We start from the raw sequence: 15,292 nt of genomic DNA on the forward strand, positions 1-15,292 counted from the left end.
CTTATGTACGCATAGGAGGGGCATTCCGATGAAGAGTCCAGAGAACTTTGATACGGGAGCCGCTATTAGGGGGCTGTATGGAAGACGGTTTACTCAGACAAATATCGGTGCCACACTGCCCTAAACAGATATGGGAGGTTTATCATGATCCGGTCAGGATGGGTGCGGGCGTGCGCGGTGGCGGGCGTGTCTGCCATAGCGGTTTGCACTATGGCATTTTCGGGGGCCGCACAGGCCGCGCCCAAGGGCGGCAATCCGTTGTTTACTGACGCCTTTACCGCCGATCCTGCGGCTCTGGTGGTCAAGGACACCCTCTACCTCTATGTCGGCCATGATCAGGCGACGGGCGATGAGATGTTCACCATGCGTGAGTGGCTGGTCTATTCCACCAGGGACATGAAGACCTGGCAGGCGCACGGGCCGATCATGAAGGCCACGGATTTCAAATGGGCGATCCGCGATTCCTGGGCGTCACAGGTCGTGGAACGCAATGGCAAGTTCTGGCTCTATGCCGCAGTCGAACACGACAAAACCCATCCGGGCAAGGCCATAGGCGTCGCCGTCTCCGACAGCCCCACCGGCCCCTTTGTCGATGCGCGCGGCTCCGCCCTGATCAGCAATGACATGACGCCACAAGGGCCGCACACCTGGGACGATATCGACCCCACCGTTTATATCGAAGACGACGGCACGGCGTGGCTGATCTGGGGCAATGCCAACTGCTATTACGCCCGCTTAAAGCCCAACATGACCGAGCTGGACGGCCCGATTCAGCAAATTCCGCTGCCGAAATATGTTGAGGGGCCCTGGATCCACAAACACGGTCAGACCTACTACCTCACCTATGCGTCGATGGATAAGGCGGTGTCTAACGACGAGTTGATCTCTTACGCGACCGCGCCTTCCATAACCGGGCCGTGGACCTATCGCGGTGAGATCAGCGGGCCTGCTGAAAACAGCTTCACCATCCATCCGGCCATTGTTGAGTTCAAGGGGCAACCGTACTTCTTCTACCATAATGGCAAGCTGACGCTGAACGGCGAAAAGGGCGGGCTGGGTCGTCGGGCCGTTGCGGTCGAGCATCTCTATTACAATGCCGACGGTACGATTAAGCCGATCGTCCACACGACCGAAGGCGTCTCTGTGCCGCGACAAAAATAGGCAGTGTGATCCTCGCAACCCGCCTTTGCGGTTTTAGCTTTCTGTCGGTCATCGAGTGCGGGGGCGACGCGATTGTGAAATCGGATCCGAAACCGAGCCCTTGGAGGTGGGAACCAAGCCGCGGCAGATGTGTGCGGTTACTCACTTCATTGATCGAGCTTCGGATGACGCTCGACTCAAACTATGTGGCTGGCAACGAGATAGACCGTCACTTCGCGAACTATCAATCGTGTGTGGTGGAGCCGGGTTTGCGGTTCCAACGATAAATTCGCAAACCACAGGATCGGGTCGATGTGCATTTGAGAGACCCCGCAATCGACGGCTCTTATGAGCCCCGGGGGTTATCCCGGGGCTTTTGCCGTTTGGAGCGCGGGTCTACGCGTTCAGGCGATCCTTAACCGCCTTGCCCGGTTGGAAGACCAGCTTCTTTGAGGCGGCGATCTGGATGGTAGCGCCCGTCGAGGGGTTTCGCCCTTCGCGTGCGGGCTTATCCTGGACCCTGAATTTGCCGAAGCTCGGAAAGTTGACTTCCTGCCCCAGAACGGCCGCTTCCACGATGCTGCCAAATACCGTGTCAACGATGGCCTTGGCCGCCGTCTTGGTCACGCCGTGTTCGGTTGCGATTTTGTCGATGAGGTCAGAGGTATTCATGGATCTGTCTCCGATTGAAAGTCTCTGACTTGCCTTCCCGGACAGGCATTGGCAATACCCTTGGTCAGGTATCCACCGTAAGAACCCATGGGCCTTTAATGATGATGGTGCGCAGGGAGACAAGTAGCCACGAGGTCATCGAGCTCTGGTTTATGAGGGTACTCAGTCTTCAGGCAGGTCGTAAACCTCGAGCCTCACCTCATCGCCGTCGATCACAATCTCGACGACTTCGTTTACAAGCCGCCCGTCAGGACCAAGGTGAGTCAATAGGGCCGCCAGGAGCTCGCGTTGCCGTGCAGGTGGGACCTGCGGAATGATAATAATTAGACCCGCGTGGAGGGATTCTCGGCGGTACAGACGTCGGAAATCGACCGCGTTGTTGGTGACGAAGGTACAGTCCCCGTCGATAATCCGCGGCATGAGGTCCCAGTCCGTCGTGCCGCTCAGCCCGAGCCAGTTCACATGATCGCAATGATGGCCGGCCTGCTGCGCCACCTCTACCAGTGAGGTGTGCAGACACTCGTCGATCAGGAACCTCACGCGCCCACGCCCGACAGCTTTCCAAGCGACACGCTGGACCGAAGGGTGCCGCTTTTTTCTGACAGCTTTTTGGGGCGCCCCACGGCCGGATGCGCAGCCGCCCAGACCCGTGCCAGTTCCAGCCGCCGCGCGTTGAGTTTCGGATACCCCTCAAGGAGTTCGGCCTCTGACGCCCCGTCGCGCAGCATGGTGGCCACAAGCCGTATAGGGATACGCGTGTCTTTGAAGACGGGTTCACCACCCAACACGGCCAGGTCTGTCGTGACGTCCGATTCCGCCTCTGTCAGGTCCTTCACGGCTTTCTCGATTTCCTTGCGAGCCGCCGCGACGTCGACGATGAGGTAGTCACCGGCCTTGACCGTCTTCGCTTTTGGCTCGCGTTCAATCTCTGCAAAGAGCGCAAGCCTTCGCTCCTGGCTTAAAGCGCCCCCGACTTCTTTCCAGAGTTTGAGTTTCAGAACCGCCAGATCAGACAGTATGCGTTTCGACTTCACAATGCCGGGCCGGGATTGAGCAACCACGATGTGCTTGTCGATCGCGTTGTGAACCGCTTTTACATCCACACCTGTAACGGCAGCGGCCTGGGCAGGGGTAAATGTTCGGGACAGTGCCGGCATAATTATTCTCCTATGGAAGGATAATTATCATGGAGTGAGGTCTGAGTAAATTCCGATAGAACGGGAAGATCGACAGGCAATTCAGCTCTGCCATTTTTCATTCCCATACATAAAGCTAAGGCGTCTTAATGGGCAGATGATAGGCCGCGCTTCCGCTTGTTATTTTCGGACCAGCCCGCTCATCGCATACGACTGGCCCTTCTGGCCTCACTTGGCCATTAGACTTACTTTGGTGCGCGGTCGTCGCATTCAGTTGGCTATCGATCCCTGACTCAGCAAGATGCCTATGTACCTCCTTTTCGCGATTTTCGTTTGGGTACCGAATTTGACGGCCACACCTCTTAAAGCTTTTTGACTGGAGCTGTCTGGCTATTTCCGTTGCTCTCGCCGGCGCCTTGTGGACGCTAGGTGATTTGCAGCGCGAGACCGCTTAGGTCGGCCAGCACCTTCCCGGTGTCTGCTACGATGTCAGAAGTTCAGACGCACAGGCTAAGCAAGAGCGTAAAGATGAGACCGAAAATGCCCACAAGCCCCTCCATTAGGGTCCATGTTCGCAACGTATCTTTCACGGACAGACCGAAATACTCCTTGAACATCCAGAACCCGGAATCATTGACATGACTGAACATCAGGCTGCCAGCCCCAATCACCAGAACCATCAGGTTAGGATTGACGCCGGAAAGCTTAACCAAGGGCGCGACGAGCCCTGCCGCTGTTAGCCCCGCCACGGTCGCCGAACCGAGCGACAGGCGGATTACGCCGGCGATCAGCCAACCGAGCACCAGGGGCGGAATGGGAAGATTTTTGAGCAGCAGGCCAAGCTGTTCGTTGAGGCCACCGTCGATAAAGATCTGCTTTAGGGCGCCAGCACCAGCGATAATCAGCAGGATCGGCGCAATTTCGCGCAAGGCCAGGGAGGAGCCCTGCATCAGTACGCTCAGCTGTTGGCGCTGACCGATACCAAGGGTCACCAGTGCGACCATTACCGAGATCAGCATAACGATCATGGGATTGCCGAGAAAGCCAATCAGGGATTTTGTCTCTGGGCTCAGGCCCTGCACATAGCCGAGCCCCGTAGACGCGGTTAAGAGGATGACCGGTAACAGCGCAGTGAGAAAACTGGTGGAGGTGGACGGCAATGCGACTTCGGCGGTCTCATCCACAACAAAAAGCTGTGGGGGGTTCGACACAATGCCCCGCGCGCTTAGCGCAAACACAGGACCTGCAATCAGCGCGGTCGGTACACCGACGATAAGACCGTAAATGAGCGTCAGGCCCATATCGGCGCCAAACATCGGCACGATAGCCGTCGGAGACGGGTGCGGCGGCAAGAACCCATGCGCTATGGATAGACCCGCCATAACCGGCAAGGCCAGATACACGAGACCTCCTCCGGACTGACGGGCAACAGAAAAGATCAGCGGCACCAGAAGGACAAAGCCCACGTTGTAAAAGAGGGGTATGCCGACAATGAAACCCGTCAGGCACAGGGCGAGGGTGATCCGCCGGTCACCGAACCCCGTTATCAGGACCCTGGCTATTTTCCTCGCCGCCCCACTATCGGCGATGATTTTCCCGAATATGGCCCCCAAAGCCAGCAGAACCGCAAGCGAACCCACCATACTGCCTATGCCGCTCTCGATAGAATGCGTGATCTTATTGAGGGGCATCCCCAGCATCAGGGCCGCCAGAAGGGAGGCTATCACGAAGGCGAGAAGCGGTTGAACCTTGAGCCAAGCGATCAGGCCAATCAAGGATGCGACGGCGACCAGAACCACGACGATCGCAAGGGTATCATGCGTCAGTGACATAGTCAGAACCCCTTGACGCTCAGACTGTACAGGGTGTGGTGTGTCAGGATGAATAGGGTTTGCCGGTCAGGTCCGCCAAACAACAGTTGCAGCGGCCTCTCGGGAGTGTCGATCCGGCCCATTGGGTCGCCGTTGGCGCCGTAGACAAAAATCTGCCCGTTGGCGACGAACATCCGGCCCTGCGCATCTACGGCGACGCTTTCACCGGCACGCTCGGTGAGGGGTTTCAGGTCAGTGAGCGTCCCTCCCTGACCCAGGATCCCGGAATAAATGCGACCCTCTGACCCGTTGCTGACCCGTATGCGTTCACCCAATCTGCCTGTCACAAAGCCATAAGTGTCTAGCGTGTCTGAAAATCTCCATCCGAGGAAATTTGGAGGACCTTGCCTGTGCACACGAAACGCCGGAAGGACAAGGCTTCCATCGGGCGATACATATTCCAGTGCTTTGGGCACGCCCATGTCACGGCGGAACATCTCAGCGAGCGTGGTAAACTGATAGGTAACCGGATCCAGCTGATCTCTGAACTCACCGTTGTTCCACAGATTGCCGGGGAAGGCGATGATGGCATCGGGGTGCACGGCGGCAGGCGTTGGCGCAATGCGGGTAATCGGGGCAGTGGGTGTCCACGGATCGAAGCTGTAAACGGACGTGTCCGAGCCGTCCGACGAGAGGACCATGAGCTGCCCGGAGCGGTCAACGGCCAAATTTACCGGATCCAGAGGCGCATCTGCAACGACTTCGAGACCGCGCGTTTGGGACCATCGATAGATGCGATGGAAGTGATGATCGACAAAGTAGAGATTGCCCTTATCGTCGACCGTGCCGCCGCTAATGGAATAAAAGCCGTCTTCACGCTTCTCGACAATCGCGGTCTCCAGTCCTCTTGGGCGAGGCGTCGCCGGAGGCTGCGGCGGGTTGGCTGAAACATCGAGGACCGCAAATTGACGCTCACGGACCTCAAGCTGGTGCGTCACGTCGGTGATGGCGTTTTCAAAGGGAAACTTGCTGGCCCTCAGATACGTGCCGCACCCTTCCGTATCACAGGCGGCATAGCCACTTTCCGCATTGGTCGACATGTTACGGAAGCGGATATTATCAACGTTGAAGAGTTTCACCGCCGTGGCCGCCGGCTTGAGGCTGCGGGTTACACGATACGCATGATAGTTAGCGAAAAGGATGTTTTTTGAATTACGCACCTCGAGGGACATCGACTCGAGGCCATCTACGACCTCCTGCTCGGTTTGTGGCGCCAGAAACTCCCAGTTTTCGACGCCATCCAATACGATCTCGTGACGGTTATGGTGTTCAGCGGAAAGCTCATAAACATGGCCTGGGGTTTTGGTGTTACTGACGTAAAAGCCGGCGTCCGACATGGTGTTGGGCGTCCAGTTTCCGACGAAGTAGCCGCCTCCGCCATCTGTCACCCAGATACCGGGGTACTGCCCATCCATCCGGAAAGAGGGGTTGGAAAAATCGACCCGTTTGCCACTGGGCAAAAGCGTGCCGTGTCCACCATGAATTCGGACATCCTCGACCAGCGAGCGCTCTCCGGCCCTCCAAATCAGGGCGGTCGCCCGGGGGTTAACCCCCCCGGTGAAGAGGCCCACCCCACTGATGACAGCCTCCCCGCCACGCGCGCTTTCGACCAGGGCCTTCGCGTTGCCAACGCCCTGATAGGCTGGGGTCTTCTCTGCCAACGTGATCTGGGTTGCACTGGGGTGCAGTCCAATCAGGACGCTGTCTGATCGCAGGTGCAGCGTGTCGCTCACGAGATAATGGCCGGAAGGCAGGTAGACCACGCGGTTGGCGTCGATGGCACGCTGTAACGCCTGCGTGTCATCGGCAATCCCATCTCCGACGACACCGTGCGCTCGGACATTGGTCCACTGATCGACGGGCGGCAAGGCGGGCAACACCGGGCCGCCCCAGGCAGGTATCTTGTCCAGTCGCTTTGCTGTAAATGAAGTGGCCAGACGGCCCATTTGCCCACGCGCCTCAATCTTGAGGCCGTGGCTGAACTCAGACACCCGATAAATACGCGCCGGCGCGTTCAAAATCTTGCCTGACTCGCGAAACCGGACAAAAACGGGCACCTTTGCCGCCAGGGCATTGTCAAAGCCGATCTGGGTGAAGGGGCTGTTTTCATTGCTAATAATGACGGCCGCCTGGGAAACACGTTCAAATCGAACGTCTTTGCCCCACAGGCTGTCGCTGTACCCTCTGTCAATTTCGATACCGACGGGCGTGTCTTTGATCTGGACATTGATCAGAGTGAGGTCCACTTCGTGCTCGCGGATGGCCGCGTCACGCTGCCCCTCGAAGGTGGCGTCAATCAGGGTGAACTGCCAGGCAGGCGAGGTCTTCTCTGTTACGATACCATAACGGCCGCCAAAAAAATGAAGGTCTTCGGCGACATTGCCGGCCTGGTAAATGCCCGCAAACCCAGAGTCGAGATGGAAGTCGATATGGCTTAGAAAGGCGTGCTGGGCGATCCGCATCCGAACACCAGCGGCAGCCGGGTTCCCTTTTCCCATCTCGAAATCAACATTCGACAGGGCGGAATAAAAGGTACCGGAATTGGCATCTCGTACAATTGCTGTCTCGGGACGTGCCGACGGGACAGGTACGGGTACCTGTCCGCTTTGATATTGATCTGCTCCGGTGAAGATGACCATGGTGGCCACCCCGTGGTCGAAGCCCGGCGTATGATCGCCTAAGACCAGGACGGGCCGTCTGGCACCGACGCCGTACAGTCTGACAGCCGGAGGGATGAGCAAACTCTTTGTGATGCGATAGCGCCCGCTGGGCAACCACACGATACCCCCGGCACCTGAGTTTGCGGCGGTATCTATGGCCTGTTGAATGGCCAGGGTGTCATCGGTCCTGCCGTCACCCGCCCCGCGGACGGTCACAGCCTTGGGGTCCTCAGGCGCGACCCGGTAAACAGACTCGTGAAGGGCGGCGGACTCTGCGCAAGTCACGCTGACCAGATATACCGTCACGCACATCATTATCAGGCGTTTTAGGGCCATGGATAAGACCTTCATAAAGTAGCTTGAGGGGTTTGGATTAAGAGATCTGCGGTTTGGGGGGAGAGGTTTGCCAGCGCATACCTCAGGCATGCGCCTGTGGACCTCAGGCCGTCGATTCGGAGGACGCTCTCTTCCGGGCCGGGAGGCTCCAACGTCGCGAACTGACTGTCGACCAGACTGGCTGGCATATAATGGTTCGGCCGTCTCTGAAGTCGGGCACGGGCGACGTCAGGTGAAAGCTCCGGAAACACAAATACAATTGGTGTTCCGCACCGTGATCTCAGCATCTGACGGTAAGAGTGACGCAAGGCTGAACACGAGACCACGCATCCATTTTCAGGCGACGCGCGATCCAGCGCTTGGGCTACACGTTCGAGCCACGGCCAGCGATCCTCATCGGTCAGGGCAATCCCCGCCGACATCTTTGAGACATTGTCTTGGGGGTGAAGGTCATCGCCTTCGATGAAGTTGTAGCCTAACGCTTGAGCTATCCCTTTGCCGAGTGTGGTCTTGCCGCACCCGCTGATGCCCATGACGACGATAGCGTGTGGGGTTGGCATAATTACCTCGCGGGTCGGGCCGAAGCGCGCCGAGGAAAAGGAAACATGCTTCCCGGATGGGGCGGGAGGGACGTGGTCCGGGAAGCATGCCGCCCGCACCGCTCGGGTTAGAGAGCCGAGCGGCGGGCGAAGTGAGATGACTTGGAAGCGTTGAGGGACACCTTGAGCCCTTGCAGGTCGGTGCCCCTCGGTATCGTCGGTTAGAAGTTGAGGCGCAGACCGATGCGGTAGAAGCGGCCCAGCGTATCATAGAGGGCCGGGTTTACATCGAGACCGGTATTGGTCTGCGGTGACGGCTCCGGATCGACATTGAACAGGTTATCGACCTTGAAGTAGGCCGCGACACCCTTGCGGATATTGTAGGTGCCGCCAAGGTCAATATAGGTCGCGCCCTTCATCGTATTGTTGTCGAGCGTCGGATTGTTCGAGGTCGAAACCGGGCAACCGCTGCGGCAGACCACATACTGATTACCGATCACACCATCGCTGAACCAGCGCTCTTGCAGGGTGAGGGTGTATTTCTCTGTCGTGTAGGTCTGGATGAACTGACCTTTCCAGTCCGGAGTCGCGCCGGAGTTCTGGCCGGCGGTCTGAGACGGGATGGTGCCCGGCAGGCCCGGAATGGTCGTGAAGTCACGCACATTCGTGGCCAGCGCTCTCAGGATCAGTTCGCCGGGCAGGCCGAGAGGGCGTGCATAGCGGTAGCTGAACTCGTAATCGACGCCGCTGGTCTTGATCGAGGCCGCATTGATGCTGCCGACATTAACGTAGGGGTTGGCGCCGGTCAGGTTGAAGGTGCTGCACGCCGAAGGCACGGATCCGTCGAAGCAGTATTGCACCAGCTGGGTCGCGTTCGGTCCGCCCGAAATCGCGTCGGTCAGTTCGATCTTGTAATAGTCGATCGAGGCGTTGAAGCCCGGCAGCCACTTCGGATTGGCCAGAACCACGCCGAACGACAGGTTCTTGGCGATTTCCGGCTTCAGATTGGGGTTCGAGCCCTGATTTTGCGACACGGTCAGGGTCGAGTTGGTGAAGGGGTTGGTGAAGTTCGGCAGGTTGGTCGAAACAATCGGCCCGAACAGGTCGTTCAGGTTCGGTGCCCGCACGTCCTGCGACTGCACGGTACGCACGCGGATACCGTCGAACGGGGTATCCCACGTCAGGCCGACCTTCCAAGCGTTGACGCGTCCGGAGGTGCTGTAATCGGTGGCGCGCCCGGCGGTGTTCAGATTGACCACCCCGGCGGCTTCCGAGTTGATCAGCGGAATGTTGAATTCGAGGAAGGCTTCCTTGACGTTATAGCTGCCGCGACCGTTGCGATAATTGCCGGCGTAGAAGTTGCCCCCGCCGGTGCTGAGAAGCGGATCGGCCGGATATTCCGCCGTATAGGGGCTCGATGATCCGTTGCCGTAAGGATCGGCGACGGCCTTATAGGCTTCGCGACGATATTCGGCGCCGAAGGCCACCGAAACCGGCCCGGCCCACAACGAGAAGGGTTCGCCCGAAACGTTGAAGCTCGCCACATCCTGCGTCTGGATGGTGTGCTGGAAGGCGCCCACAGCCGGTTGCAGATAGGCGAGGGCCGAGGCGCTGGGCTTCTGGTTGCCGATGACATTGATCGGCTGACAGCCATTGGCGCGGGCGACCGGATCGGCGCAGACAATAGCTCCGTTGAGCAGGACGGCGTTGATGGCGGCGGTGAAGCGCGCCTTCAGGAGCAGATTGCGGACCTTGATGTCCGAGGTTTCCTTACCGTGCTGGTAGTAGGTGTTGTACGACCAGTCGGTGTTGAACAGGTTGAACTTACCGTTTGCGCCCACGACGAAGCGCTCCTGTGTGCGCTCGGTATTGACGCGGATATTGGGCAGGAAGGGCGTCACCGTCCCCAGCTTGAAGCTGGTGATGTTGTTGGTGGTGCAGGCCTGCGAAATGATCTGCGGCACATAGGGGTTGGCGCACTGGATCGTCAGACCGGCCTGCGTCGTGCCGGGGTTTGGCTGGTTGTGCGTACCGACCTTCGCCAGATTGATGGTGAAATAGACCTCGTTATTGTCGTCGATATCATAGGAGGTGCGGTTGTAGAAGTTCTGGCGGTTGATGCCCGACTGAAGCGTCGCGCCGATCCCCACATTCGCCGAGGTGTCCCCGCCGACGCAGAAGCCGATATAGCAGCCCGCTACCGTGCCCGCCGCGTCCTTTTGCGGCACGCCGTTCGACCCATAGACGAAGTTGGTGGGGTTGCCGTTCTGGTCGAAGGCAATGCCCTGAAGCGGGCCGGCGGTGATCAGGCCATATTTGGAGTAGGTATAAGACTGGGCGTGATCGACATTCCGGAATTGCGGCAGGCCATTATTGGTAATGCCCGTATTGACCAGGGTCGATGAGCGGTACCAGGTACGTCCATTGGCGGCGTTCTCACCGAAATCACCGGCTTCGATACCCTGTTCGCGGTGATATTCCAGCGCGGTCGCCGTATGCAAGCGGTCATTGAGGAAGGACTTGCCGAAGGCAACCTGAATAACGCCCTGCTTGTCGTCGCCATAGGTGGTCTGACCCAGAGCGATATTGGCCTTGAAGCCTTCGAAGCGGGTATCGGTGACAAAGTTGACGACGCCGCCGACGGCATCTGAACCCCATGAGGCCGAGGCCCCGCCATTGACGACATCCACTCGCTTGATCAGCAGTTGCGGCAGCAGGCTGACGTCCACCGCGCCGGTACCGATATTGGCCGGAACCACGCGCTGACCATCGAGAAGCGTCAGGGTGCGGCTGACACCCAGACCGCGTAGCGCGAACGAGCTCAGACCCTGCTGACCGCTGGAGGTGCTGAAGGTGTTGGTGGCGACGCCGCTTGACCCCTGAAGCGAGGGCAGTTGCGCGATGGTCGTGAAGACGTTGGGCTGCGCATTCTGGGCGATTTCCAGCGCGCCTATGGTGCTGGTGGGGGTAGGCGCCTTAAAGCCGCGCGAAGCAATGCGCGAGGCCGTAACGACGATGGTGCTGTCGTCGGAGGGTTCGGCATCTTTCGCCGGTGCGGCTTCCTGTGCAAACGCACCGGCGGCCAGGGTCGCGAGAACCATAGCGGAAACCGAGCTGATGATATGGCGCTTGAAAAGAGGCATGTGTGTCTTTCCCTTCACATGAGGCGTCAATGTCAGCGCTATCATTGCAAATTGCATACGTTTGCACGTGGTTTTGTGCAAAATCGACCGCCTTTGGGCGCTCTTCGAGCACATTGAGGCGGCTGATAGCGGTATCATTGAAGCGGATAGATAAACGACCCGTGTCCAATGCGGTTCGTTCGGCGTTGTTTCCCAGTCAGATTTTTATTGCCAATGACAGCGCTAACATTTCATAACGCAGCTATCGGTCGGACAATTGGTAAATCGGATATGGACCACATGTCAAGCGCCCGACCAAATAGTCTGACTTCAATCGATGGCATGTGATAAAAAAGTCAGTAATAACAAAATCAATTTTATTTTATCACCTTGCGGACGATGGAAAGTGGCAGCCGGGCGATGGGCATTTTTATGAGCGACGTGTTCGTCCCCCATTGGATTGAAAAATAAAAAATGATAGCGCTGTCATTGCCATTTTGCGCGATTCGGTGATATGGCTGAGACAGTGGCCGCCTGGAGCTGGCAAAACGAAACAGGGTGATAATATTGGCCTCACGCGCCTCCAGTACGGGTCGGGCGACCCTTGACGATGTCGCCCGAATGACGGGTGTCTCGACGATTACGGTGTCGCGCGCCTTTCGCCATCCGGAAAAAGTCTCGGAAGATCTGCGTCGCCGCATCCAGCAGGCGGCCGACGATATCGGCTATGTGCGCAATCGCGCCGCAAGTGCGCTGGCCTCGAACCGCTCGATGAATATTGCCGTTCTGGTCCCATCACTCAGCAATTCTGTGTTTGTCGAAACCGTCACCGGCATCGAAAAGGTCTTCCGCGAGCACGGCTATCAGATGCTGATGGGGGTCAACCACTATTCGGCCGAAGAGGAGGAAGCGCTGGTGCGCGCCTATCTGGCCTTTGCGCCTGACGGTATGTTGCTGACCGGTTTCAATCACCGTGATTCCACGCGCAGGCTCCTGGAACAGGCCGGAATTCCTATCGTCCATATGATGGAGCTGTCCGATCGCGAAGGGGCCTACAGCGTTGGTTTTTCGCAGGAAGCGGCGGCTCAGGCCATGACCGAGCATCTTCTGTCGCGGGGGCGTCAGCGCATCGCCTTTGTCGCCTCGCAACTCGATCCGCGGACTTTGGCGCGGAATCGGGGGTATCGCGACGCGATTATCCGGGCCGGGCTCTATGAGTCTCACCGCGAACTGCTGGTGCCGGATCAGTCGTCGGTGGCCTTAGGGGCGGTCCTCCTCAAACGCCTGCTGGAACAGGCCCCTGACACGGACGCCATCTTCTTCTGTAACGACGACCTGGCGCAGGGGGCCCTGTTCGAATGTCTGCGGCAGGGCATCGCGGTCCCCAACCGGCTGGCCGTTGCCGGGTTCAACGATCTGGCGATTTCCGAATGTACGGTGCCGTCTTTGACGACCATCAAGACGCCGCGCTATGAGGTCGGGGTCGAGGCGGCGCGAATGCTTCTGGCTCTGATCGAAGGCGAAACTGTGCCGCGCAAGGTGATAGATCTGGGGTTTCAGTTGCGCGCCAGAGAGAGCACCTGAGCGTTCAGGATGCAGGCCTCGGCAAGAGCCGCTTCATCGTCAGGGCGACACCTCCGGCTACCAAACCCCAGAAAGCACTGCCAAGGCCCAGAAAGACGACGCCTGAGCCTGTGGCAAGAAAGGTGACGATAGCGGCGTCACGTTCATCCGGTGTGCTCAGGCTGGTTTCAAGCGCGCTGATGAGCGGCGCAATCAGGGCCAGCCCCGTAACGGCGGCTATGACGGCAGGCGGCAGCGAAACGAACATGCGCACCAGCGCGGGCGCGAACAGAGCGAGAGCCAGATAGAGGCCTGCGTAGATGACGGCGACGAGCCATCGGCGACCGGCATCTGGATGAGCGTCCTGACTGGTGCAGAGGCTGGCCGTAATGGCCGCGAGGTTGACGCCGTGCGCACCGAACGGCGCGGCCAGCAGCGTTGCGAGGCCCGTGGTGGCAATCAGTGGCCCTGCAGGGGGTTCATAGCCGGCTGAGCGCAGGACGACCAGACCAGGCAGGTTTTGCGACACGAGCGTTACAAGGAACAGAGGCAGACTTAAGCTGATCAGGGTTGAGATGTCGGCTCGGGGCATTTCAGGCAAAAGCGTGCCGAAGATCGCACCGGGTGGCGGCGCGTGAAGTTCGCCGCGCAGGCCGGTCCAGGCGATGGCGGTGCCCAGGACCAGAATTAGCGAATAGAGCGGGACCTTTCGGCGGGCTGCCAGAAAGACGACGAGCAAACCGCCAATCAGTACGGGATGGGTCGCACTCAGACGGAACAGGTTCAGGCAAAACGGAAGCAGAACTCCGGCCAGCATGGCCGAGGCCACCGCGGCAGGCAGACGCGCGATCAGTCGACCGAATAAGGGCGTTACACCGACGACTATCATCATGATGCCGGCAGCGGCGAAGACGGCTGTCGCCGCCGCCCACGAGAGATGCGTTGTGCTGGCGGCTAATAGGGCGGCTCCTGGCGTAGACCAGGCCAGAACAACAGGTATGCGATAGCGAAACGAAAGAGCCGCTCCCGCAAGCGCAATGCCCAGACACAGGACCGTGACGCCAGAGCCCGCTTGCTCGACGGTGGCACCGACGTTCGTAAGAGCCTGTATGACCAGTGGGATCGTTCCACCGAAGCCGACAAAAGTCGCGATGCCAGCAGCCGACCATGAGGGCAGGGGAGGAAGGCGGATCGCCATATCCGTGAACCTTTCAGAACTTCGTTGAACTGCGGCTTCAGTACCCGGCCAACTGGGCCGCAACGGCTTGAAGCCGGGCCTGTACCCCGGGCTGCTTAAGGGGCTCGACCCGCGCGATCACCTGACCGTCGCGGTCACGCACCTCAAAGGCCAGAGGCGTCTTGTCTCGGCGTGACAGCGTTTCCCAGGTGACAAGCTCTGCGAAATCTTCACCCGCCGAAGCCGTGGCATGGAGGCTCACGAAAGGAGAGCGGGAGAGAGCCTGATAAAGCGCCGGGCCCTTGGCAGCAGGGAGTTGAGGGGCGCGACGATAGACCGATTGCGCCAGAAGGCTGCCGGCGTAGGGCTCTGTCAGCGTTCGATAGTCTTTCCAAATGTCGGCGATGCCAGCCCCGGATTGCATCAGGCCGAGGGTCCGGTCCACCACGTGGCTGGCTTCGTGAAGCAACAGGTAGGGCAGGGCCCGGGCGTCTCCGGCGCTCACCTGCACGCTCAGACCGGAGCCGTCATCGCTGAACAGCGACTGTTCCTTGCGGGTCAGAAACGTTGACAGGGATTGATCGAGTACATCGGCGCGCAGGGTTATGTCGAAGCGCGGCTGGCCATCCGGCCCATCGTACATTCGGGTAAGCGCCGTGCCCGAGCTCGACGGGGCCTCGATGAAGCTGAGGCGCGCGAGGTGGCTTTCAAGGATGCGTTGATGAAGGGGCGGCACGCTCTGGATAGCCTGTTCGACCAGAGCCCATTCGTGTTCGGTCAGCTCATGTCCCTGTGTCCGGCTGGCCCCGGCCTGCGTATAGGCAGCGATTGTGTCCGGATGCGGTGGACCCACTCGCGCTTTAAGTGCTGCGGCCAGGCCACCGGGTTGAAAGAGCTGTGCCGCGGCGGGTGACGGAGACGCCAACGGGGCTATCAGAGACAAGCCAATCAAAAGGCCCCAGAGGGCAGGGCTGCGCAGCGTCAGTCGTTGAGGGGGCCGCATGGGTGAATCTCTTTGGTGCGAAGGGCAAGGGTGGTCGCGATTCATCCGATGCCTGCCTAGCGGCCAGAAAGCA

General features: G+C 59.1%; 11 protein-coding genes. 2 read left to right on the top strand and 9 right to left on the bottom strand.

Annotated features, from left to right (window positions below; genetic code table 11):
- The first annotated feature begins 144 nt into the window (after positions 1–144).
- Positions 145–1,161, top strand: a complete 1,017-nt coding sequence (locus PQU94_RS07825; RefSeq protein ID WP_272740912.1) for a glycoside hydrolase family 43 protein — start codon at positions 145–147, stop codon at positions 1,159–1,161.
- 375 nt (positions 1,162–1,536) lie between these two features.
- Here PQU94_RS07825 and PQU94_RS07830 read toward each other — a convergent pair whose 3' ends face one another.
- The 7 genes from PQU94_RS07830 to PQU94_RS07860 form a co-directional block, all read right to left on the bottom strand.
- Positions 1,537–1,812 carry an HU family DNA-binding protein gene (locus PQU94_RS07830; RefSeq protein ID WP_272740913.1) on the bottom strand — a complete coding sequence of 92 codons (276 nt, stop codon included), beginning with the start codon at positions 1,810–1,812 and terminating at the stop codon, positions 1,537–1,539.
- A 162-nt stretch (positions 1,813–1,974) separates the two neighbouring features.
- A complete protein-coding gene (locus tag PQU94_RS07835) occupies positions 1,975–2,352 on the bottom strand; it encodes a DUF5615 family PIN-like protein (protein WP_272740914.1) in 378 nt (125 codons plus the stop codon).
- The gene (locus PQU94_RS07840) at positions 2,349–2,969 is read right to left on the bottom strand and encodes a DUF433 domain-containing protein (protein WP_272740915.1); all 621 of its coding nucleotides are present in this window, start codon (positions 2,967–2,969) and stop codon (positions 2,349–2,351) included. The genes PQU94_RS07835 and PQU94_RS07840 overlap by 4 nt, the downstream gene beginning before the upstream one ends.
- A gap of 476 nt (positions 2,970–3,445) precedes the next feature.
- Entirely contained in the window at positions 3,446–4,780 is a 1,335-nt protein-coding gene (locus PQU94_RS07845) for a gluconate:H+ symporter (protein ID WP_272740916.1), read from the bottom strand.
- Positions 4,781–4,782: 2 nt separating this feature from the next.
- Positions 4,783–7,791 (bottom strand): glycosyl hydrolase family 28-related protein, encoded by a 3,009-nt coding sequence (locus PQU94_RS07850; RefSeq protein WP_272741193.1) that lies wholly within the window; start codon positions 7,789–7,791, stop codon positions 4,783–4,785.
- A gap of 35 nt (positions 7,792–7,826) precedes the next feature.
- Positions 7,827–8,375, bottom strand: a complete 549-nt coding sequence (locus PQU94_RS07855; RefSeq protein ID WP_368407064.1) for a gluconokinase — start codon at positions 8,373–8,375, stop codon at positions 7,827–7,829.
- Between the two features lie 200 nt (positions 8,376–8,575).
- Complete coding sequence (locus PQU94_RS07860; protein ID WP_272740917.1) at positions 8,576–11,455, bottom strand: TonB-dependent receptor domain-containing protein; 2,880 nt, start codon at positions 11,453–11,455, stop codon at positions 8,576–8,578.
- Positions 11,456–12,043: 588 nt separating this feature from the next.
- On the opposite strand from PQU94_RS07860, the gene gntR reads away from it, so the two are divergent.
- A complete protein-coding gene (gene gntR, locus PQU94_RS07865) occupies positions 12,044–13,060 on the top strand; it encodes an HTH-type transcriptional regulator GntR (RefSeq protein WP_272740918.1) in 1,017 nt (338 codons plus the stop codon).
- 4 nt (positions 13,061–13,064) lie between these two features.
- Here gntR and PQU94_RS07870 read toward each other — a convergent pair whose 3' ends face one another.
- Positions 13,065–14,237 carry a benzoate/H(+) symporter BenE family transporter gene (locus PQU94_RS07870; RefSeq protein ID WP_272740919.1) on the bottom strand — a complete coding sequence of 391 codons (1,173 nt, stop codon included), beginning with the start codon at positions 14,235–14,237 and terminating at the stop codon, positions 13,065–13,067.
- 37 nt (positions 14,238–14,274) lie between these two features.
- Positions 14,275–15,069, bottom strand: a complete 795-nt coding sequence (locus tag PQU94_RS07875) for a hypothetical protein (protein WP_272740920.1) — start codon at positions 15,067–15,069, stop codon at positions 14,275–14,277.
- Between the last annotated feature and the right edge of the window lie 223 nt (positions 15,070–15,292).

The sequence above is a fragment of the Asticcacaulis currens genome (assembly GCF_028550395.1).
Taxonomy (GTDB): Bacteria; Pseudomonadota; Alphaproteobacteria; order Caulobacterales; family Caulobacteraceae; genus Asticcacaulis; species Asticcacaulis currens.